Here is a 17803-nt window from a genome sequence, read left to right on the forward strand (position 1 = left end):
GAGGATTCCCCGATTCAGCCGTTCATCGCCGCGGCCTGGAGGCAGGCCGGCAGGAAGATCCACCAGCTCAGCACCGAGCGGCACTGCTCCGGCTTCTCGCAGGGCAGCGAGGAGCAGCGCACGATCGGTGGACCGCTGAGGTTGAAGGCCATCGGCACCGGTAGTTGCTTCAGGATCCCCATCGCCGAGATCGTGCCGGACTTGGCGTTCTCGAGGATCGCGTAGCGCAGGCCTTCGATCCCGACCGTGCCGCTGGCCTTCAAAGGTTTGTAGGCCTGGGTCTGCTGGATCAAAAAGGCCTCGCCGGCCTTGGAATTGAGGAAGCGCGAAAGGGCCAGGTAGTCCACGCTGTAGGGCTTGGCCAGGGCCACCCGCAGATCCTTCTCCGGCCAGCCGGAGTGGATCACCAGCTGCATCAGCCGTTGGTCGCTGAAGCTGCCCTCGTTGATGAACTGCTCAAGCGCCGCGTAGGGAATGCTCCAGACATCGGCTCCCGTCGTGAGCTGTAGGGCGGGATACGGCTCCAGAGGAGCCGCCATCGCTGGAGCCAGAGCCGCCGGTGCAGCCAGCAGGGCCGCCAGTGCCAAGACGCGCCGCATCACTGGTTGAGCTTCAGCACGGCCATGAAGGCCTCCTGGGGCACCTCGACCTTGCCCATCGCCTTCATCCGCTTTTTGCCCTTGGCCTGCTTCTGCAGCAGTTTCTTCTTACGGGAGATGTCGCCGCCGTAGCACTTGGCGAGCACGTCCTTGCGCATCGCACTGATGCTCTCCGACGCGATCACACGGCTGCCAATCGAGGCCTGGATCGGGATTTTGAACTGCTGGCGGGGGATCAACTCCTTGAGCTTCTCCACTAGGCCCTTGCCGACGTTGTAGGCCTTGTCACGGTGCACGATCGTCGTCAGGGGGTCGGCCCGCTCGGCATTGATCAGGACGTCCAGGCGCACCAGATCGTTCTTGCGGTAGCCAATCAGGGAGTACTCCATCGAGGCGTAGCCCTTGGTGCGCGACTTCATCTGATCGAAGAAGTCCGTCACCACCTCCGCCAGGGGCATCTCGTAGTGAAGGGTCACCCGCTCGGTGGTGATGAACTTCATGTCGATGAACTCACCGCGGCGCTCCTGGCAGAGCTCCATCAAGGTGCCGTTATAGGTATTCGGCGTATAGATCTCGAGCTTCACGTAGGGCTCTTCGATCGATTCGCGCTTCTGGGGATCCGGCAGCGTCGCGGGGTTGTCGACCATCAAGATCTGCCCGTCGAGCATGTTCACCTGATAGATCACCGATGGGGCGGTGACGATCAGATCGAGGTTGTACTCGCGCTCCAGACGCTCCTGGACGATCTCCATGTGCAGGAGACCCAGGAAGCCGCAGCGGAAGCCAAAGCCCATCGCGCTGCTGGTCTCGGGCTCGTACTTCAGGGCCGCATCACTCAGCTGCAGCTTGTCCAGGGCCTCGCGCAGATCCGGGTACTGGTCAGCGTCGGTCGGGAACAGGCCGCAGAACACCATCGGCTTGGCCTCGGTGTAACCCGGCAGCGGCGCCTCGGCGGGGTTGTTCACCAGGGTGATCGTGTCGCCCACGCGGGCATCGGCCACAGCCTTGATCGAGGCCGCCAGGTAACCCACCTCACCGGCCTGCAGGCTGTCGACCTTGCGCTGGTCGGGGGCCATCACCCCCACCTCATCGAGTTCGTAGGTCTTCTTGCTGGCCATCAGCAGCACCTTGTCCTTGGTGCTGATCGAGCCGGAGATCACCCGGAAGTAGACGATCACCCCGCGGTAGGGGTCGTAATAGGAGTCGAAGATCAGCGCCCGCAGGGGCTCCTTCACCCGATCCGGCGGCGGCGGAACGCGGTCCACCACGGCCTGCAGGATCTCGGGAACCCCCAGGCCACTCTTGGCCGAGCAGGGGATCGCCCCGGTGCAGTCCAGGCCGATGATTGCCTCGATCTCTTCGCCGATCCGATCGGGGTCGGCACCGGGCAGGTCGATCTTGTTGAGGACCGGGATGATCTCCAGGTCGTTCTCCAGGGCCAGATAGACGTTGGCCAAGGTCTGCGCCTCGACGCCCTGGCTGGCGTCCACCACCAGCAGCGCCCCCTCGCAGGCCTGCAGGGAGCGGCTCACCTCATAGGAGAAGTCAACGTGACCGGGAGTGTCGATCAGGTTGAGGATGTAGGTCTCGCCGTCGGCCGCCTTGTACTCCATGCGCGCGGCCTGGAGCTTGATCGTGATCCCGCGCTCGCGCTCCAGTTCCATGTTGTCCAGGAACTGCTCCTGCATGTCCCGGACAGCCACCGTGCCGGTGTCCTGCAGCAGACGATCGGCCAGGGTCGACTTGCCGTGGTCGATGTGGGCAATGATGCAGAAATTGCGGATCCGTGAAGCGGGGACGTCGGTCATGCGCTGGTGGAAGTCCCGGCTCGGACGGCCCTGATCCTAGGCAGCGGTCCCGCGTTCCTAAGCTCGGCGCAACTCCGTCTCAGCGCGATGAGCACCGAAACCCCAGCCGCAGCAGCCACCGAAAACGCCGATCCCCGCGCCCTCACGATTGAGAACGTGGAGCGCACCCTCGATGAGCTGCGTCCTTATCTGATGGCCGACGGCGGCAACGTGGAAGTGGTGGAAATCGACGGTCCGATCGTCAAGGTGCGTCTGCAGGGCGCCTGCGGCTCCTGCCCCAGCAGCACCATGACCCTGAAGATGGGCATCGAGCGCAAGCTGCGCGAGGCCATTCCCGAAGTCAGCGAAGTCGTTCAGGTGCTCTGAGGCCCGGCCCCTAGGCTCAAGCCCACCTCTGAACCCTGGGCCCGTGCTGGATCAGCGCCTGCTGCGCGACAACCCTGAGCTCATCACCGAGCAGCTGGGACGCCGCGGCATGAAGCTCGATCTCACGGGCCTGCAGCTAATGGCGCGCCAGGAGCGCGATCTCGAAGAGAAACGCAGCAACCTCCAGGCCGAGGGCAACCGCATCGGCAAGGAGGTGGGCCTGAAGATCAAGGGCGGCGCCGCCCCGGGCAGCCCCGAGGTGCAGGCCCTGCGCGATGAGGGCAACCGGATCAAGCAACAGGTTGCGGTCCTCGAGGAGCAAGAGAAAACCCTCGAGGCCAAGCTGCGCGAGGAGTTGCTGACCCTGCCCAACCTGCCCTCGGCCGAGGCCCCTGACGGAAAGGACGAGAACGACAACGTCGAGATCAAGACCTGGGGCAGCCCCCGGGCCAAGGAGGACTGGCTCGAGGAGCACTGGCAGATCGCCGAGCGCCTGGGGCTGTTTGAGACCGAGCGCTCCGTGCGCATCGCCCAGAGCCGCTTTGTGACCCTGATGGGTCTGGGCGCCCGGCTCGAGCGCTCCCTGATCAACTTCATGCTCGACCTGCACGGCGGCAAGGGCTACCGGGAGGTCCTGCCGCCGATCCTGGTCAACAGCGCCAGCCTCACCGGCTCAGGCCAGCTGCCGAAGTTCGCCGAGGAGAGCTTCCGCTGCGCCGAGGACGACCTCTGGCTTACCCCCACCGCCGAGGTGCCCGTCACCTCCCTGCACCGCGGCGAGGTCATTCCCGCCGATCAGCTGCCGCTGAAGTACGTCGCCTACACCCCCTGCTTCCGCCGGGAGGCCGGCAGCTATGGCCGGGACACCCGCGGCCTGATCCGCCTGCACCAGTTCAACAAGGTGGAGCTCTACTGGTTCTGCCACCCGGAGCACTCCGCGGACGCCCACCAACAGATCACCGCGGATGCCGAGGCGGTGCTCGAAGCCCTGGAGCTGCCCTACCGCAAGATCGAGCTCTGCACCGGCGACATGGGCTTCTCCGCCACCCGCACCTACGACCTCGAGGTCTGGCTGCCGGGGGCCGGCGCCTACCGCGAGATCTCCAGCTGCTCGGTCTGCGGCGACTTCCAGGCCCGCCGCTCCGCCATCCGTTGCAAGGAGGGTAAGACCACCCAGCTGCTGCACACCCTCAACGGCAGTGGCCTGGCCGTCGGCCGCACCATGGCCGCCCTGCTGGAGAACGGTCAGCAGATCGACGGTTCGATCAAGCTCCCCGCCGCCCTGGTGCCCTACTTCGGCTCAGACACCATTCCCGCGGCCTAGGCGCTCAGGCCCAGCAGCCCATTGCTGCGCTGCCGGATCTCGGCCAGGCGCTCGGCGCTGGCCCCCAGCTCCTCACCCCAGGAGGGGATCAGGGCCTTGAGCTTCTGCTGCCAGGCCTCACTGGCGAAGCGCTCGCCCATGCAGCGCTGCAGCACCTCCAGCATCGTGTCCACCGCCGTCGAGGCCCCGGGGGAAGCGCCCAATAGGGCCGCCAGGGAGCTATCGGCGCTACTCACCACCTCGGTGCCCATCTGCAGGCTGCCGCGGCCATCCACCTGCTTGATGATCTGCACCCGCTGGCCCGCCACCGCCAGCTCCCAGTCATTGGCGTTGACCTGCGGCAGGAAGTCCCGCAGACTGTCGATCCGCTGCTTCGGGCGCTGGATCACCTGGCCCACCAGGTAGCGCACCAGATCAAAGTTCTTGGCCCCCACCTGCAGGGTCGGCAGCAGGTTGTAGGGCTTGATCGAGCGGCCCAGATCCATCAGGGAGCCCTGCCTCAAAAAGCGAGTACTGAACCCGGCGTAGGGACCAAAGAGCAGTGCCCGCTGGCCATCGATCCAGCGGGTGTCCAGGTGGGGGACGGACATCGGCGGCGCCCCGACCGCAGCCTTGCCATAGACCTTGGCGTTGTGGCCCTCAATCACTGCCGGGTTGCGGCAGACCAGCCACTGGCCGCTGACCGGGAAAGCGCCATAGACCCGCGCCTCGGGAATCCCGGAACGCTGCAGCAGCGGCAGGCTGCCGCCCCGGCCCCCAAAAAGACAAACGGTGCCTCCAGCTCGCCTGCGCTGGTCTGCACGCGCCAACCGGCCCCGCCACGCTCGAGCCCCAGCACCTGCTGCCCCAGGCGCAGGTCCACACCCTTCAGCAGTGCCCGGGTCAGGGAGCCAAAGTTCACATCCGTGCCGCGGGTCACCCGGGTGGCGGCCAGGGGTTGATCCAGGCGGCGGCCGGCCATCACCAAGGGCATCCATTCCCTTAATTGCTCGGGGTCGCTGCTCCAGGCCATGTCGGCGAACTGGGGCGAGCCCTGCAGGGCCTCAAATCGGCGGCGCAGGTAATCGACATTGGCCTGCCCCCAGACAAAGCTCAGGTGGGGCACGGCGCGAATGAACCCCGAAGGATCGCCGAGCTGCTGGCCCTCCACCAGGGAACTCCAGAACTCCAGGCTGCGTTCGAAGGAGGCATTGATCGCTAGAGCCTTGCCGGTGGGGACCGAGCCGTCAGCCGCCTCTGGGGTGTAGTTGAGCTCGCAGTTGGCGGCGTGGCCGGTGCCGGCGTTGTTCATCGGCCCGCTGCTCTCGCGCCCCAGCTGCGGGAGCCGCTCCAGCACCACCACCTTCAGGCTGGGATCGAGCTGCCGAAGCAGGTTCGCCAGGGTGGCGCCCATGATTCCAGCGCCCACCAGGAGGGCATCACAGCGTTCACTCATGGAGCCGGAGTCGGGCGGGGCGCTCTAACAACCAACGCTATGGCCGTGCCTTCCCCCCACAATGGACGGACTTTGGATCTGCAGAGATGGGCGTCCTGACGGCTCTGGCGATCCTGGCCGGCCTGATCGTGGTGCATGAGGCGGGGCACTTCTTTGCCGCCACCTGGCAAGGGATCCGCGTCAGCGGCTTCTCCGTCGGCTTTGGCCCGGTGCTGCTGCAGAAGCAGCGGCGGGGGGTGCAGTTCGCCCTGCGGGCCATTCCCCTGGGGGGCTTTGTCTCCTTCCCCGATGACGACGAAGACAGCAGCATCCCCTCGGATGACCCCGATCTGCTGACCAACCGCCCCCTGCCCCAGCGGGCCCTGGTGATCGCCGCTGGCGTGATCGCCAACCTGCTCTTGGCCTGGGCGGTGCTGATGGCCCAGGGGGCCTTCGTGGGCATCCCCGCTGGCTTCAGCGCTACACCCGGCGTGCTGGTCTCGGGCGTGCAGCAGGGCCAGGCCGCTGCCGCCTCGGGCCTGAAGGCCGGCGATCGGATCCTGGCGGTGGACGGCCGCGACCTGGGCGGCGGCCAGAGCGCCGTCAGCCAATTGGTCGAGCTGGTCAAGGGATCCCCCGATCAAACCCTGCGCCTGCAGGCCGAGCGCCAGGGCCAAGCCCTGGAACTGCAGCTGACCCCCGCTGATTTGAGCGGCATCGGCCGCATCGGCGCCCAACTGCAACCCAGCGGCACCGAGGCCTTCCGCCGCCCCCGCAGCCCGATCGAGGTGATCCAGCAGGCCAACCACGATGTCGCCCTGCTCACCAAGCGGACGGTGGATGGCTTTGTCACCCTCGTGACCCACTTCGGCGAGACCGCCGGGCAGGTCTCGGGTCCGGTGAAGATCGTCGAGATGGGCGCCTCCCTGGCTAAACAGGGCGGCAGCAGCCTCTTCCTCTACACCGCCTTGATCTCGATCAACCTGGCGGTGCTCAATGCCCTGCCACTGCCGATGCTCGATGGCGGGCAGTTCGTGCTGCTGCTGCTGGAGGGTCTGCGCCGCAAGCCCCTGCCCGAGAAGTTCCAGATGGCCTTCATGCAGTCGGGCTTTGTCCTGCTGGTGGGCCTCAGCGTGGTGCTGATCGTCAAGGACACCAGCCAGCTGGCGGCGGTCCAACAGCTGCTGGGACGCTAAGAGGTAGGCTTTCTGGTCACTGCTTACGAGATCCAGGCCGCATGGCGAAGAAGTCGATGATTGCGCGCGACGTCAAGCGCCAAAAGCTTGTTGATCGCTACGCCGCCAAGCGCGCAGCTCTGATGGCCGCCTTCGAAGCCGCTGGCGATCCGATGGAGCGCCTGGAGATCCACCGCAAGATCCAGAACCTGCCCCGCAACAGCGCTCGCGTCCGTCTGCGCAACCGCTGCTGGGCCACCGGCAAGCCCCGTGGTGTGTACCGCGACTTCGGCCTGTGCCGTAACCAGCTGCGTGAGCGCGCCCACAAAGGCGAACTGCCCGGCGTGGTCAAGTCCTCCTGGTGAGACTCTCGATCGCTTGATCGACCGTCAGGGCGCCGAAAGGCGCCTTTTTTGTTGTTTGCGGGCGTTGTGGCATTCCGGAAGAGATTGCGCCTGTTTTTCGCAAGCCTTTGGGCTCAGATGCAAGAATTGCTCTTGACAACAAACAAGACATAAGCCCACGTGCAAGGTCACACTCAGTCGGTCTCCTTCGATGGTCGGGAGATCCGACTGACCACAGGTCGGTTCGCCCCGCAGGCCGGGGGGTCCGTCATGGTCGAATGCGGAGATACCTCTGTTCTCGTCACTGCCACCCGCTCCGGCGGCCGTGAGGGCATCGATTTTCTGCCGCTGATTTGCGATTACGAGGAGCGTCTCTACGCCGCTGGTCGTATCCCCGGCAGCTTCATGCGCCGCGAGAGCCGTCCCCCCGAGCGCGCCACCCTGATCGCGCGTCTCATTGACCGCCCGATGCGCCCGCTGTTCCCGAGCTGGCTGCGGGATGACATGCAGGTCGTCGCCACCTGCATGTCCCTGGATGAGCGGGTTCCGCCCGATGTCCTGGCGGTGACCGGCGCCTCCCTGGCCACCCTGCTGGCCAAGATCCCCTTCAACGGCCCGATGGCGGCTGTGCGGGTCGGCCTGCTGGGCGATGACTTCATCCTGAACCCCAGCTACCGCGAGATCGAGCGCTCTGAGCTGGATCTGGTGGTCGCCGGCACCCCCCAGGGCGTGATCATGGTCGAGGCGGGCGCTAACCAGCTGCCCGAGCAGGACGTGATCGAGGCGATCGACTTCGGCTACGAGGCCGTCTGCGAACTGATCAAGGTCCAGCAGACCCTGCTCAAGGAGCTCGGCATCGAGCAGGTCATCCCCGAGGCCCAGACCGTCGACGCCACCCTGCCCACCTTCCTGGAGAAGGAATGCAGCAAGGGCATCGGCGATGTCCTCAAGCAGTTCAGCCTGACCAAGGCCGAGCGCGACGAACAGCTCGATGCGATCAAGGCCCAGGCGGCCGAGAAGATCAGCGGCCTCAAGGACGACGACGCCGTGAAGGTGGCCGTCAGCAGCAACGGCAAGGCCCTGGGCAACAACTACAAGGCGCTCACCAAGAAGCTGATGCGCGCCCAGATCGTCAATGACGGCAAGCGCGTCGACGGCCGCAACCTCGATGAGGTACGTCCGATCAGTGCCGCCGCCGGTGTGCTGCCCAAGCGCGTCCACGGCTCCGGTCTGTTCCAGCGCGGCATGACCCAGGTGCTCTCCTGCGCCACCCTCGGCACCCCGAGCGACGCCCAGGAGATGGACGACCTGAACCCGTCCAACGAGAAGACCTACCTCCACCACTACAACTTCCCCCCCTATTCCGTCGGCGAGACCCGCCCGATGCGCAGCCCCGGCCGCCGCGAGATCGGCCACGGCGCCCTGGCGGAGCGGGCCCTGATCCCCGTCCTCCCCAGCAAGGAGAGCTTCCCCTACGTGCTTCGCGTGGTGTCGGAATGCCTGAGCTCCAACGGCTCCACCTCGATGGGTTCGGTCTGCGGCAGCACCCTGGCCCTGATGGATGCCGGCGTGCCCCTGAAGGCCCCCGTGAGCGGTGCCGCCATGGGCCTGATCAAGGAGGGCTCTGAGGTCCGGATCCTCACCGATATCCAAGGCATCGAGGACTTCCTCGGCGACATGGACTTCAAGGTGGCCGGTACCGAGAAGGGCATCACCGCCCTGCAGATGGACATGAAGATCACCGGTCTCGAAGTGAAGACCGTCGCTGAGGCGATCAACCAGGCCCGTCCAGCCCGTCTGCACATCCTCGAGAAGATGCTCGCGGCGATCGACAAGCCCCGCGATGTCCTGAGCCCCCACGCCCCTCGCCTGCTCAGCTTCCGGATCGACCCCGAGCTGATCGGCACCGTGATCGGCCCCGGCGGCCGCACGATCAAGGGCATCACCGAGCGCACCAACACCAAGATCGACATCGAGGACGGCGGCATCGTCACGATCGCCAGCCACGACGGTGCAGCCGCTGAGGAAGCGCAGCGCATCATCGAGGGCCTCACCCGTCGCGTCTCTGAAGGCGAGGTCTTCAGCGGTGCCGTCACCCGGGTCATCCCGATCGGCGCCTTCGTCGAGATCCTTCCTGGCAAGGAAGGCATGATCCACATCTCCCAACTCAGCGAAGCCCGCGTGGAGAAGGTGGAAGACGTGGTGAAGGTGGGTGACCACGTCACCGTCCGCGTCCGCGAGATCGACAACCGCGGCCGGATCAACCTCACCCTGCGCGGGGTTCCCCAGCAGGACGAGCCCGCCCAGGCCTGATCGAACGAAGCCCCCGCAAGGGGGCTTTTTTTATGGCCTAAACCGCGAAGCCCGGATCAATGCGGGCCATCGCCGCAGCGGCCTTGTCGCAGAGCTCCTGGTGGCTGACGCCATGGCTGGCGATCAGGCAGCCGGCCTGGCGCACATCGCCGGTGTTGTGGCGGAGCGGTGCACCGTCAGCGTGAGTGAAGGCGCCACCGGCAGCCTTGAGCACGGCCTCGGGAGCCGCCATATCCCAGTCCTTCGGGGCGCTCTTGCCCGAGAGCGAGATGTAGACGTCGGTCTCACCCCGCAGGATCGTGGCTACCTTGCCGCCGACGCTGCCGATGGCCTTGGTGTCGCCCAGGGCCAGGGCCTCCAGTAGCTGCTCCAGCCGTTGGTCCCGGTGGTTGCGGCTGGCCACCAGCACCATCTCGGAGAGGGCCTGACGGGAACTGAGCTGGGCGGGCTGCTGCTCACCGGCGCGGTTCTCCCGCCAGGCGCGGCCCTCGGGCACCAGGCCGAACCAGAGGTCCTCCAGCAGCGGCTGGAGAACAACGCCCAAGACGGCCTCACCGCGGTGGACCAGCGCCAGGTGCACCGCGTACTCGCCGGTGCCCTGCAGAAAATCCTTGGTGCCATCGAGGGGATCGAGGATCCAGAGCCACTCGGCATCCAGGGGTTCCCCGGCGGTCAGTTGCTCCTTGGCCGTCTCCTCGCTCAGCAGTGTCCAGCCCGCATCCGGATAGGCCTGGGCCAGGCCATCGAGCAGCCACTGGTTGACCGCCAGATCGGCGGCGCTGACCGGGCCCTCGCCCCCTTCATCGACGCTCAGGGCCTTGGGGAAGCCATAGGGGGGCTGCTCGCCGCGGCCATAGGCCAGCAGGATGTCGGCGGCACCCCAGCAGAGCCTGCGCAGGTCCGCCAAGAGCTGCTTCTCCTCGATGCCAGGGGGGAAGCAGGCGGCGGCGGGCATCATGGAAGGGCAAAGGAGCATTGTGATGCAGGGCGCTGAACCCGCTGCAGGCGTGCTCTATCTGGTGGGCACCCCGATCGGGAACACCGGCGATCTCTCGCCCCGGGCCAAGACCGTGCTGGCCGGGGCCGATCGCATTGCCTGCGAAGACACCCGCCGCAGCGGCCTGCTGCTGCACAACCTGGGCATCAAGAACCGCCTGGTGAGCTTCCACGAGCACAACCAGGCCACTCGAATCCCGGAGCTGCTCGAGGCCCTGGAGAACGGGGAAGCGATCGCCGTGATCAGCGATGCTGGGCTCCCGGGCATCTCCGATCCCGGCGAGGAACTGGTGAGCGCCGCCCGCGGCCAGGGGCGAACGGTGATCTGTGTGCCCGGGCCCTGCGCCGCCACGACTGCCCTGGTGAGCAGTGGTCTGCCCTGCGGGCGGTTCTGCTTTGAGGGCTTCCTCCCCCCCAAGGCCACCGCCCGCCGCGCTCGCCTGCAGGCCCTCGCCCAAGAGGAGCGGACACTGGTCTTCTACGAAGCACCCCACCGCCTGCTGGCGCTGCTGGAGGACCTGCTTGAGCTCCTGGGGGACCGGCCAATCGCCGTCACCCGGGAGCTGACCAAGCGCCATGAGCAGCAGGTCGGCCCCAACCTGAGCGAGGCTCTGGCGCACTTCCGCCTGAACCCGCCCCAGGGGGAATTCACACTGGTCCTGGGCGGCGCCGAGACCAAGGCCAGCGAACGACCTAGTGATGAGACGCTGCATGAGCAGCTGCAGGCCCTAGTGAGCGGCGGGCTCAGCCGCAACGATGCCGCTCGCCAACTGGCCCGCAGCACGGGCATCGCCAAACGCGAGCTCTACGCTTTGCTGCATCAAGACGACGACACCCCCTGATGCTGCTGCGCCTGCGCCTGCTTCTGGCCAGCCTCGGCGGTGGGGTGCTGCTGCTGTTGATCCTCTGTCTGGGCGCCCAGAACCTGGATCAACGCACCCGCCTGAACCTGGGATTTGGCCGCACGGCGGAACTCCCGACAGGCTTTCTCCTGGGGGTCTCCCTGGTGATCGGGGTGATCAGCGGCGGTGCAGCAACGGCCCTGCTGCTGCCGGGCAGTGATCAGGCTTCCGGCAGGGAGTAGAGCAGACCGCCTTCCACCACCAGGCGGGTGATGCCCTGAGCCACCAGATAGGAGGAGCGCCGCTGCAGCACATCGCTGTCGGGCACCTTGATCACCCGCTGGCTGCGGCCGCACTGGCGCTTGGCCTGGCGGGGATTGGTGAACAGCATCAGGGCCTGACGCGCCTGCTCGGCTTCCGGCAAGGAACCGAGCTCGGGGAATTCGTTGAGGGGCTTGGCCTGCAGCTCCACCACCTTGTCCACCAGCATGTAGACGCTGCTGGGCAGCAGTCCAGGAAGCAGGGGGATCGGATCGATCAGCTCCGCCGCTGGAACGCCGCCGAGGGGTGCAACCTCAAGAGCGTCATCGCCGTCCTCGTAGGTCTCCTCATCGCCGTCATCGCCGAAGTCATCGGCGTCATCGATCGCCAAGACGCCCGGGTCCTCCTCCTCGTCGTCTGAGGACTCTTCCAGCTCGCTGGTCGTGGACTCGGGCTCAGGAGCTGGAGCTTCAACAACGGCTGCGGGCTTGGCAGACGAGCGGCTGCGGGATTGCTTCTTGAGCTCAGCGAGCTCGTCGGGATCGATCCCAGCCTTCAGCACCCGGCTGACGGTGTTTGGGCTGCAGCCGTAGCTCGCGGCCAGGGCCTGGGCGGTCTCGCCCTGGCGGTAGCGAGCAACCAGCTCCTCTTTTTGGCCTTCAGTCAGCCGTGGAGCGGGCATGTGGACATCGTTCTCCAGCACACCACCATAGAAGCCTTGGCTCAGCTGGCACAATGCGTCAGATCCAAGCTCCCTTAGCTCAGCTGGATAGAGCAGCTGCCTTCTAAGCAGCCGGTCGTTGGTTCGAATCCAACAGGGGGCGTTTAGAGCTCGTACTCCTCTTCAAAACGCGCCATCAGGCCGTTGTAGAGCGCGAGGGTGCCTTCGGTTTCTTCGCAGAAGCCCTTGACCCTGTAGGCCTCGATCAGGTGGGAGAGGGAGGCGTGCACCTGGGCGAAGGCCTGGGCGAATTCGTTCTGAATATCTTCGTCGCGGATATCTCGGATCTTGGCGGTCATCAACTCAACCTTCCTCTGAGCGACGACCATCGCGGCCTCCATCTCTTTGTTGAGTTTCCGGCGCTTCGCCATCAATCCCGCTCTGGTTGAGCCCCACATCTACACCAGGGGGCGCTAGCGGTAGGGGATGCAATCGAATCCGCGAGAGGTCTTGCGATCACTGGGTGCTGCCGCCACCCAACGGTGTCCCGTTGCAATACAGGCCTTCAGGGTCGGCATCGGGACCTTGGTCACAGCCACGTCCTTGGGGCCGATCTTGTGGGGCTCAAAGGTGGAGCGCACCAACCAGGCCTCGTAGGCCATCGCCGCCGGCGCAGAGGCCCAGAGCAGACAGCCCAGCAGGAGACGCTTCACGGCGATGCAAGTGCTGGGCGCACCCTGCCATAGACGCCCCTGGGTTACAAACGAGCGGCGCTGATCCAATCGGCTCGAGGGTCACTGCTGCGCGCTGCCCGCAGCTGCTCCAGCAACTGCCGCTCCTGGTCGCTGTAGCGCGCCGGTTGCTTCAGGCTGAGGCTCAGTAGCAGGTCACCGCGACCTCCCTTGACCGGCCAGCCCTTGCCCTTGAGCCGCAGGCTCCGGCCGACGGCCATCGCCGGGGGCACCGTCACCGTCGCTTCTCCATCGGGCGTGGCCACTCGCACCTCACCGCCCAGGGCCAGCTCATCGAGGCTCAGGGGAAGATCCGCCTTGAGCTGGTCTCCGTCGAGGGTCCAGACCGGATGGTCCTGAACCTGAAGGGTGAGATAAAGGTCGCCGCGGCGGCCGGTTCCAGGCTGAAGGTTCCCCTTGCCCTTGAGGCGCAGGCGACTGCCGGGCTTCACACCGGCGGGAATGCGCACCTGAACGCGCTCGTCATTGACTGCCAGGGTGCGCTCGCAACCGCGGAAGGCCTCCGAGAAGGTCAGGTTGATGCTGGCCTCGGCATCGAGGTTCACCGGCGCCGCCTGACGGCCCGGGGCACCGGCAAAGCCGCCGCTGCCAAAGCCGCCGGGGAAGCCTGAGCCAAAACCGCCAAAACCGCCAGGGGCGCCACCAAAACCACCACCCTGGAATCCGCCAGCCCCACCGCCGGGCCCGCCAAAGCGACCGAGCAGGTCATTGACGAAGTCATCGAAATTGCCGTAGCGGCCGAAATCGACATCGACACCGCCAGGGCCTGGGCCAGCGCCGGCTTGACTCCAGTACTGCCCGAATTGCTCGTAGCGGCGACGCTTATCGGGGTCAGAGAGCACCTCATAGGCCTCACTGACTTCCTTGAATTTCGCCTCAGCGCCCTTATCCCCGGGATTCACATCCGGGTGGTACTGGCGCGCCAACTTGCGAAAGGCCTTCTTGATCGCGTCCGCATCAGCGCCACGCTCAACGCCCAGAACCTTGAAATAGTCGCGGTAACCGTTGGCGCTCATCGCAGCAGCTGGGAAGGACCTATCAACGGCCCCCTCAGTGTCCCAGCAGCGGGGTGGATTGAGCGAGGGGGAAAACAGGCGGAAGGCCGAACGCGTGACCAGCTCCGCCATCGCCCTTAGGGTGCGGCCACCTGTTGTTCAAGCGCCATGGCTGGCCCCCGCAGCGTCCAAGTCCTGGGACGCCTGGCCCTGAGCCTGGGGCTGCTGATCAGCACACCGGCACTTCTACCCGCGGCGCATGCCGCCGAAGAGCAGCCCGCGGCCGCACGCGCCTCCACGGCTCGGCAGCAACAGTTGGCCAAACACCTCAAGGCCCAGGGGTTTGTGGTCTATGGAGCCTGGTGGTGCCCCCACTGCAACACCCAAAAAGAACTCTTCGGCGTGGAGGCCATCGAACTCCTGCCCTACGTGGAGTGCGACAAAGAAGAGGAGGGCCGCAAGCGCTGCATGGCCGCCAAGGTCCGCGCCTATCCGACCTGGGACTACCAGGAAGAGCGGCGTGAAGGGGTGATGTCCCTGGAGGAACTGGAGGTCTGGAGCAGCTTCTGGGGCGCTCAGTCCGAGTCGGCCACGCCAAAACAGTGAATCAGGGCATCACCCCAGGTGTTCACCCGTTGAAGCTGAGCGTCATCGGCTTGGGATAGTGCCTCGCCATGGGCCCTGAGCACCGCCGGTTTGCTCAGGTTGAAGCCATGGCTCTGGGCGATCGAGAGGATGTCATCCACACCCGTCGCGGCGTGGATGCGGTCGCGAATGGCCTGGTTGTTCCCCACCTTGGACAGGAACGCTTTGAGATCAGCGGCAGACACGCAGCGCAGCGCGAGATTCCTCTCCATGCTGAGTACGACGCCCTGATTTGGCTGCATCGGCCCATGAAATTGCACGTCGCCAATGCGGTCGCGGTCTCCCTGCTCTCGACGGCCGTCTTGGTGCTGGCCTTCAAGGACAACCAGTGCACGACTCCCTCCCCAGCCACAGCTCCTCAAGCGGCGACGAGTCCCGCACCACGGCCAGCCGCCAACGCCCCAGCCCCCCAGAGACCCCGCGCTCAGCGGGAGCTGGGGAAGTTCTGACAACAACAAAGCCGGCACCCAAGGGCACCGGCTTCGAGCAATGGATTCGGTCGGAGCTTCTGAAGGAGGCACACCTGGGGCCAAGGATCCAGGTGTCGAGCGGTGGGTCTCCTGGGGCACCTCAGGCGGTGCAGATGGAGTGCCGTCAAAACTGACGGCCCGCTCACAAGCGGTAGAAGACTGTTGGAGCAGGGGCCTTCGGTCAGCTCGCTCCTGAGGACTGGTTCGGTGGAGTGTCGGTCACATCCGCCTCCGAGATCGATGGGCCCAGCATCGGACCACCCCAGGCTCAGGGCAATCCGAGTTAATGCCCATTGCCGCTTAGCGCAGGTCCTGGTCGCCGACCTGGGGCTGATCCCTGCAGCCCAACACCGCTTCGCTGTGGGTGTAGTGCTTGAACTCCAGCCAGTTGGCACTGGGATCCTGAACAAACAGGGTGTGATGCTCCAGCGGACCACCGGAGTAGCGGCACTTGGGGGGCACAGAGAAGAGGCAGCCCCTGCGCTCCAGCTGCAGCCTCAGCTGCTCCCAACGGGTGAAGGTCTCAAAGACCAGCCCGAAATGTCGGGGATAGATCCCAGGCTGCCCAGGCTCCAGACGCTGGGGCGTGTGTTGCAAGACCAACTGGTGGCCCTGGAAGTCAAGAATCGAGGCCTGCTCACTCCTGCGCCCAGGCTGGCAGTCCAAGGCCTGGACGTACCAGCCATGACTGCGTTGCAGGTCAATCGCTGGAATCGAGAGATGAAAGCAAGGCCGAACCACGGCGTGCCCCTAGGCTAAGACGGGCCTGGAGAAACGGCCGTTGCAGGCTTTCCAGAACTGGGACTGGGGACTCAGCACCGCCCCATGCAGGCTGCAGAACCCATGGCAGCTCGGATCGCCCTTGACGAAGGGGCAACCAGAACAGTGCAGCTGCAGTTGGCAACGCAGAGACGCCAACTGCAACTCTCCCCTGGAGCCATGGGCTGGCACAGCGTGGGGGGAATGAAACACGGACTGGATCCCTTGAAGCGCGTGCCCCCGGTCTAGGAACGCTGCTCCAATTCGGCCAACCCAAAGGAGCGAACGCAAACAGCGGTGGCAGCAGCCAGCGGCGATGGCTACGACAGGACCAGTCGAAGAGAAGCGTTGGAAGACGGACTCTTGGGGCTGGCGGGGCTGGTGATTCTCCTGGCCCTCGCCGGTTTCGGCCTACAGGAACTGGCCGTTGAGTTGCGAAATGCCCAGGATCACCCCACCACAGAGTGAAGCCGCAGCCACCTGGGGCGATCAGGCGCTAGAGGTGGGATGGATGCCGCCCAATCCATGGCCCTTCAACGCCTGCGCTCGATCAAAAAGCGCCTGATGCAATCAATGGACCGCCTCACCCAAGGGGGATCCAAACGGGCCTACACCAAAAAAGTCCTCAGCCAGAAAAGCCAGGAGGCCTACGAAGTCGTCTGTGGGGTGGCTGGCTGCGTTCTCAAAAAGAAAGACGTCTCCAAGTCCTGAGTAGACGTACCCATGGCAACCCCGACCGGGAGCGCTTCGATGGGGTCGGCAAATGGGAACTCGAACCGCGGCTGGGAATCCGCGGTTTTTTTGTGGCCAGCGAGCTGAACCACTGCTCAGTAGCGGGAGTGTTGGATTGGGGGAGCTTGGCACTCCCCCGTTTCGGATCACGGGGTTCTCTCGGACCGTGTCCTCAGCGGTTATGGCCTTGGTCTTGCCGTCGGTGCAACCCTTGGTCCAAAGATTGGGGTGGGGCGAGATGCACCTCGCCCCATGAGGCGATGTCTTGACGAAGAGAGTCGCCTCAATTCCGGTATGCCACTGCGATCTCGGGGAAGGTTCTTGGCTATACAAACTGAAAAAATCCCCTACCGGAAGCCAGTAGAGGACGGCGTCTCTTCGTCAAAAAAGCGCAGGTCTTTCCTATGACGCCGATCTGACGTGGCGCAATCAGCCGAAGTACCTAGGCCTCCTCAAGCAGAGCAAGCACACAAAAAAACGCCCCCTCTGGAGCGCTCGGGCGGTGCGAGGAAGAACTGAAACGTTCCGGTCCGGTTAAGGCCTTGGTCAGCTCAGGAATGCAAGGGGAACCCGTCGCGACTTCCCCAATAGGGAGGAAGTTGTTCGCCTCCATCGCCTTTGGCGTCGGCCTCCGGGACGTTTCGGCTCAAGTACAGGGCGTTGGCATAGCCCTTCACGACAGTGCATCCAGCAGGACCGCATACGCGGTATTCATTGCGCCCCAGAGGTTGAAGTGTTCCTTTTCCTGGAGCTGGTTCAGACGGGACGAATCGGAGATCCATCAAGACTTTCGCAACCGAAGCCAGCCCTAGCGCCTCGAAAAGAGACAAGCCTGAGACAAATGATACAAATTTGCAATTGTTTGCGTGCTGCGCCTTGTCCCTCTTGAGCGGCGGTGCTTGCAGCTGGCAGTCCCAAGGCTTTAGCGGACTAGTACACCTGAGCATTGCGATCAGGTGTGTCGTCGCAGGCAGGCTCGCCGATCTGCTCAAGGACGCCTCCGTCGCTAGTGACCAGTCGATAGACGCGGCCTGTGACGCGTGATTTCGCCAGTGCTGTCAAGTAGGCCTTGAAATGATTTCTTTTGCTGCCCTCGTCTTGCCAAGACTCTTCGGTGCTGGAGCGGCTTTGGATCAAGACAGCCATGGTGCAGACGGACTTGTCTCTCTGAGATAACGATGCCTTTTCGTCATGTTGAGAGAGGAGAAATGCAGATCTGCTTTAGGATTAATAATTGATTCGGATTCTCAAGGGGAGCATGAGATGAGCTGTTGCGCTCCTGTCTTCTCTTGATTCGCAAACGGAGACATTGCTTGCAGGGAAATCAAGGTTTGAGAGCATCGCCCT

22 protein-coding genes, 1 tRNA gene and 1 pseudogene are annotated in these 17803 nt (G+C 64.9%); 13 read left to right on the top strand and 11 right to left on the bottom strand.

From position 1 onward, the window contains the following. Positions 1-14: 14 nt before the first annotated feature. Positions 15-599 (bottom strand): alpha/beta hydrolase, encoded by a 585-nt coding sequence (locus tag CB0205_RS0100170; RefSeq protein ID WP_010312900.1) that lies wholly within the window; start codon positions 597-599, stop codon positions 15-17. Continuing rightward, the gene (gene lepA, locus CB0205_RS0100175; protein ID WP_010312901.1) at positions 599-2407 is read right to left on the bottom strand and encodes a translation elongation factor 4; all 1809 of its coding nucleotides are present in this window, start codon (positions 2405-2407) and stop codon (positions 599-601) included. Before lepA ends, CB0205_RS0100170 begins: the two co-directional genes overlap by 1 nt. An 87-nt stretch (positions 2408-2494) precedes the next feature. On the opposite strand from lepA, the gene CB0205_RS0100180 reads away from it, so the two are divergent. Continuing rightward, positions 2495-2773, top strand: a complete 279-nt coding sequence (locus CB0205_RS0100180; protein WP_010312903.1) for a NifU family protein — start codon at positions 2495-2497, stop codon at positions 2771-2773. Between the two features lie 43 nt (positions 2774-2816). After that, positions 2817-4097, top strand: a complete 1281-nt coding sequence (gene serS / locus CB0205_RS0100185; protein WP_010312904.1) for a serine--tRNA ligase — start codon at positions 2817-2819, stop codon at positions 4095-4097. Here the strand turns inward: serS and mqo are convergent. Further along, a pseudogene (gene mqo, locus CB0205_RS14015) lies at positions 4094-5532 on the bottom strand (malate dehydrogenase (quinone)). The gene serS and the pseudogene mqo sit on opposite strands and share 4 nt — an antisense overlap. 86 nt (positions 5533-5618) lie before the next feature. Between mqo and rseP the strand changes: the two are divergent. From rseP to CB0205_RS0100205, 3 genes are all read left to right on the top strand, one after another. Further along, a complete protein-coding gene (rseP, locus tag CB0205_RS0100195) occupies positions 5619-6707 on the top strand; it encodes an RIP metalloprotease RseP (RefSeq protein WP_010312906.1) in 1089 nt (362 codons plus the stop codon). 41 nt (positions 6708-6748) lie between these two features. Beyond that, positions 6749-7051: a 30S ribosomal protein S14 gene (gene rpsN / locus CB0205_RS0100200; RefSeq protein WP_010312910.1), complete on the top strand. Its 303-nt coding sequence runs from the start codon at positions 6749-6751 to the stop codon at positions 7049-7051. A 159-nt stretch (positions 7052-7210) separates the two neighbouring features. Continuing rightward, positions 7211-9343, top strand: coding sequence for a polyribonucleotide nucleotidyltransferase (locus CB0205_RS0100205; protein WP_029625984.1), 2133 nt, complete (start codon positions 7211-7213; stop codon positions 9341-9343). Between the two features lie 37 nt (positions 9344-9380). Here CB0205_RS0100205 and CB0205_RS0100210 read toward each other — a convergent pair whose 3' ends face one another. Further along, positions 9381-10301, bottom strand: coding sequence for a 3'(2'),5'-bisphosphate nucleotidase CysQ (locus tag CB0205_RS0100210; protein WP_010312914.1), 921 nt, complete (start codon positions 10299-10301; stop codon positions 9381-9383). 22 nt (positions 10302-10323) lie between these two features. On the opposite strand from CB0205_RS0100210, the gene rsmI reads away from it, so the two are divergent. Beyond that, a complete protein-coding gene (gene rsmI, locus CB0205_RS0100215; protein WP_029625985.1) occupies positions 10324-11181 on the top strand; it encodes a 16S rRNA (cytidine(1402)-2'-O)-methyltransferase in 858 nt (285 codons plus the stop codon). Next, complete coding sequence (locus CB0205_RS0100220) at positions 11181-11423, top strand: hypothetical protein (protein ID WP_010312917.1); 243 nt, start codon at positions 11181-11183, stop codon at positions 11421-11423. The genes rsmI and CB0205_RS0100220 overlap by 1 nt, the downstream gene beginning before the upstream one ends. On the opposite strand, the gene CB0205_RS0100225 is transcribed toward CB0205_RS0100220, so the two are convergent. Then, positions 11402-12124: a hypothetical protein gene (locus CB0205_RS0100225; RefSeq protein ID WP_029625986.1), complete on the bottom strand. Its 723-nt coding sequence runs from the start codon at positions 12122-12124 to the stop codon at positions 11402-11404. The two genes, CB0205_RS0100220 and CB0205_RS0100225, sit on opposite strands and share 22 nt — an antisense overlap. A gap of 68 nt (positions 12125-12192) precedes the next feature. Here CB0205_RS0100225 and CB0205_RS0100230 point away from each other — a divergent pair. Beyond that, a tRNA-Arg gene (locus CB0205_RS0100230) sits at positions 12193-12266 on the top strand. A gap of 1 nt (position 12267) precedes the next feature. Here CB0205_RS0100230 and CB0205_RS0100235 read toward each other — a convergent pair. The 3 genes from CB0205_RS0100235 to CB0205_RS0100245 are packed head-to-tail and all read right to left on the bottom strand — an operon-like array spanning position 12268 to position 13871. Beyond that, positions 12268-12534, bottom strand: coding sequence for a hypothetical protein (locus CB0205_RS0100235; protein WP_010312920.1), 267 nt, complete (start codon positions 12532-12534; stop codon positions 12268-12270). Positions 12535-12576: 42 nt separating this feature from the next. Then, positions 12577-12816, bottom strand: coding sequence for a hypothetical protein (locus CB0205_RS0100240; protein ID WP_010312922.1), 240 nt, complete (start codon positions 12814-12816; stop codon positions 12577-12579). A 44-nt stretch (positions 12817-12860) separates the two neighbouring features. Beyond that, the gene (locus CB0205_RS0100245) at positions 12861-13871 is read right to left on the bottom strand and encodes a DnaJ C-terminal domain-containing protein (protein ID WP_029625987.1); all 1011 of its coding nucleotides are present in this window, start codon (positions 13869-13871) and stop codon (positions 12861-12863) included. A 147-nt stretch (positions 13872-14018) separates the two neighbouring features. Between CB0205_RS0100245 and CB0205_RS0100250 the strand changes: the two genes are divergently transcribed. Beyond that, complete coding sequence (locus tag CB0205_RS0100250) at positions 14019-14456, top strand: hypothetical protein (RefSeq protein WP_010312928.1); 438 nt, start codon at positions 14019-14021, stop codon at positions 14454-14456. Here CB0205_RS0100250 and CB0205_RS15135 read toward each other — a convergent pair. Beyond that, positions 14426-14737, bottom strand: coding sequence for a Nif11-like leader peptide family RiPP precursor (locus tag CB0205_RS15135; protein WP_083797875.1), 312 nt, complete (start codon positions 14735-14737; stop codon positions 14426-14428). The two genes, CB0205_RS0100250 and CB0205_RS15135, sit on opposite strands and share 31 nt — an antisense overlap. A 6-nt stretch (positions 14738-14743) precedes the next feature. Between CB0205_RS15135 and CB0205_RS15140 the strand changes: the two genes are divergently transcribed. Then, positions 14744-14944, top strand: coding sequence for a hypothetical protein (locus CB0205_RS15140; protein WP_071777914.1), 201 nt, complete (start codon positions 14744-14746; stop codon positions 14942-14944). Positions 14945-15265: 321 nt separating this feature from the next. On the opposite strand, the gene CB0205_RS0100260 is transcribed toward CB0205_RS15140, so the two are convergent. Beyond that, positions 15266-15706 (bottom strand): VOC family protein, encoded by a 441-nt coding sequence (locus tag CB0205_RS0100260; RefSeq protein WP_010312934.1) that lies wholly within the window; start codon positions 15704-15706, stop codon positions 15266-15268. A gap of 102 nt (positions 15707-15808) precedes the next feature. Here CB0205_RS0100260 and CB0205_RS0100265 point away from each other — a divergent pair, with 102 nt between their 5' ends. The 3 genes from CB0205_RS0100265 to CB0205_RS0100275 are packed head-to-tail and all read left to right on the top strand — an operon-like array spanning position 15809 to position 16435. Then, entirely contained in the window at positions 15809-15973 is a 165-nt protein-coding gene (locus CB0205_RS0100265; RefSeq protein WP_156797693.1) for a hypothetical protein, read from the top strand. Positions 15974-16021: 48 nt separating this feature from the next. Further along, the gene (locus CB0205_RS15755) at positions 16022-16192 is read left to right on the top strand and encodes a hypothetical protein (protein WP_010312938.1); all 171 of its coding nucleotides are present in this window, start codon (positions 16022-16024) and stop codon (positions 16190-16192) included. 39 nt (positions 16193-16231) lie between these two features. Then, positions 16232-16435, top strand: coding sequence for a hypothetical protein (locus tag CB0205_RS0100275; protein WP_010312939.1), 204 nt, complete (start codon positions 16232-16234; stop codon positions 16433-16435). A 951-nt stretch (positions 16436-17386) separates the two neighbouring features. Here CB0205_RS0100275 and CB0205_RS0100285 read toward each other — a convergent pair. Continuing rightward, positions 17387-17602 (bottom strand): hypothetical protein, encoded by a 216-nt coding sequence (locus CB0205_RS0100285; protein ID WP_010312944.1) that lies wholly within the window; start codon positions 17600-17602, stop codon positions 17387-17389. Positions 17603-17803 lie beyond the last annotated feature (201 nt).

Origin of the sequence: Synechococcus sp. CB0205 (genome assembly GCF_000179255.1) — a bacterium.
Classification (GTDB): Bacteria; Cyanobacteriota; Cyanobacteriia; order PCC-6307; family Cyanobiaceae; genus Vulcanococcus.

Coding starts and splice junctions, on each gene's coding strand:
- CB0205_RS0100170 (WP_010312900.1), bottom strand. CDS start 599: ATGCGGCGCGTCTTGGCACTGGCGGCCCTGCTGGCTGCACCGGCGGCT.
- lepA (WP_010312901.1), bottom strand. CDS start 2,407: ATGACCGACGTCCCCGCTTCACGGATCCGCAATTTCTGCATCATTGCC.
- CB0205_RS0100180 (WP_010312903.1), top strand. CDS start 2,495: ATGAGCACCGAAACCCCAGCCGCAGCAGCCACCGAAAACGCCGATCCC.
- rseP (WP_010312906.1), top strand. CDS start 5,619: ATGGGCGTCCTGACGGCTCTGGCGATCCTGGCCGGCCTGATCGTGGTG.
- rpsN (WP_010312910.1), top strand. CDS start 6,749: ATGGCGAAGAAGTCGATGATTGCGCGCGACGTCAAGCGCCAAAAGCTT.
- CB0205_RS0100210 (WP_010312914.1), bottom strand. CDS start 10,301: ATGATGCCCGCCGCCGCCTGCTTCCCCCCTGGCATCGAGGAGAAGCAG.
- rsmI (WP_029625985.1), top strand. CDS start 10,324: ATGCAGGGCGCTGAACCCGCTGCAGGCGTGCTCTATCTGGTGGGCACC.
- CB0205_RS0100220 (WP_010312917.1), top strand. CDS start 11,181: ATGCTGCTGCGCCTGCGCCTGCTTCTGGCCAGCCTCGGCGGTGGGGTG.
- CB0205_RS0100225 (WP_029625986.1), bottom strand. CDS start 12,124: ATGCCCGCTCCACGGCTGACTGAAGGCCAAAAAGAGGAGCTGGTTGCT.
- CB0205_RS0100235 (WP_010312920.1), bottom strand. CDS start 12,534: ATGGCGAAGCGCCGGAAACTCAACAAAGAGATGGAGGCCGCGATGGTC.
- CB0205_RS0100245 (WP_029625987.1), bottom strand. CDS start 13,871: ATGAGCGCCAACGGTTACCGCGACTATTTCAAGGTTCTGGGCGTTGAG.
- CB0205_RS0100250 (WP_010312928.1), top strand. CDS start 14,019: ATGGCTGGCCCCCGCAGCGTCCAAGTCCTGGGACGCCTGGCCCTGAGC.
- CB0205_RS15135 (WP_083797875.1), bottom strand. CDS start 14,737: ATGCAGCCAAATCAGGGCGTCGTACTCAGCATGGAGAGGAATCTCGCG.
- CB0205_RS15140 (WP_071777914.1), top strand. CDS start 14,744: ATGAAATTGCACGTCGCCAATGCGGTCGCGGTCTCCCTGCTCTCGACG.
- CB0205_RS0100265 (WP_156797693.1), top strand. CDS start 15,809: ATGGCAGCTCGGATCGCCCTTGACGAAGGGGCAACCAGAACAGTGCAG.
- CB0205_RS0100275 (WP_010312939.1), top strand. CDS start 16,232: ATGGATGCCGCCCAATCCATGGCCCTTCAACGCCTGCGCTCGATCAAA.
- CB0205_RS0100285 (WP_010312944.1), bottom strand. CDS start 17,602: ATGGCTGTCTTGATCCAAAGCCGCTCCAGCACCGAAGAGTCTTGGCAA.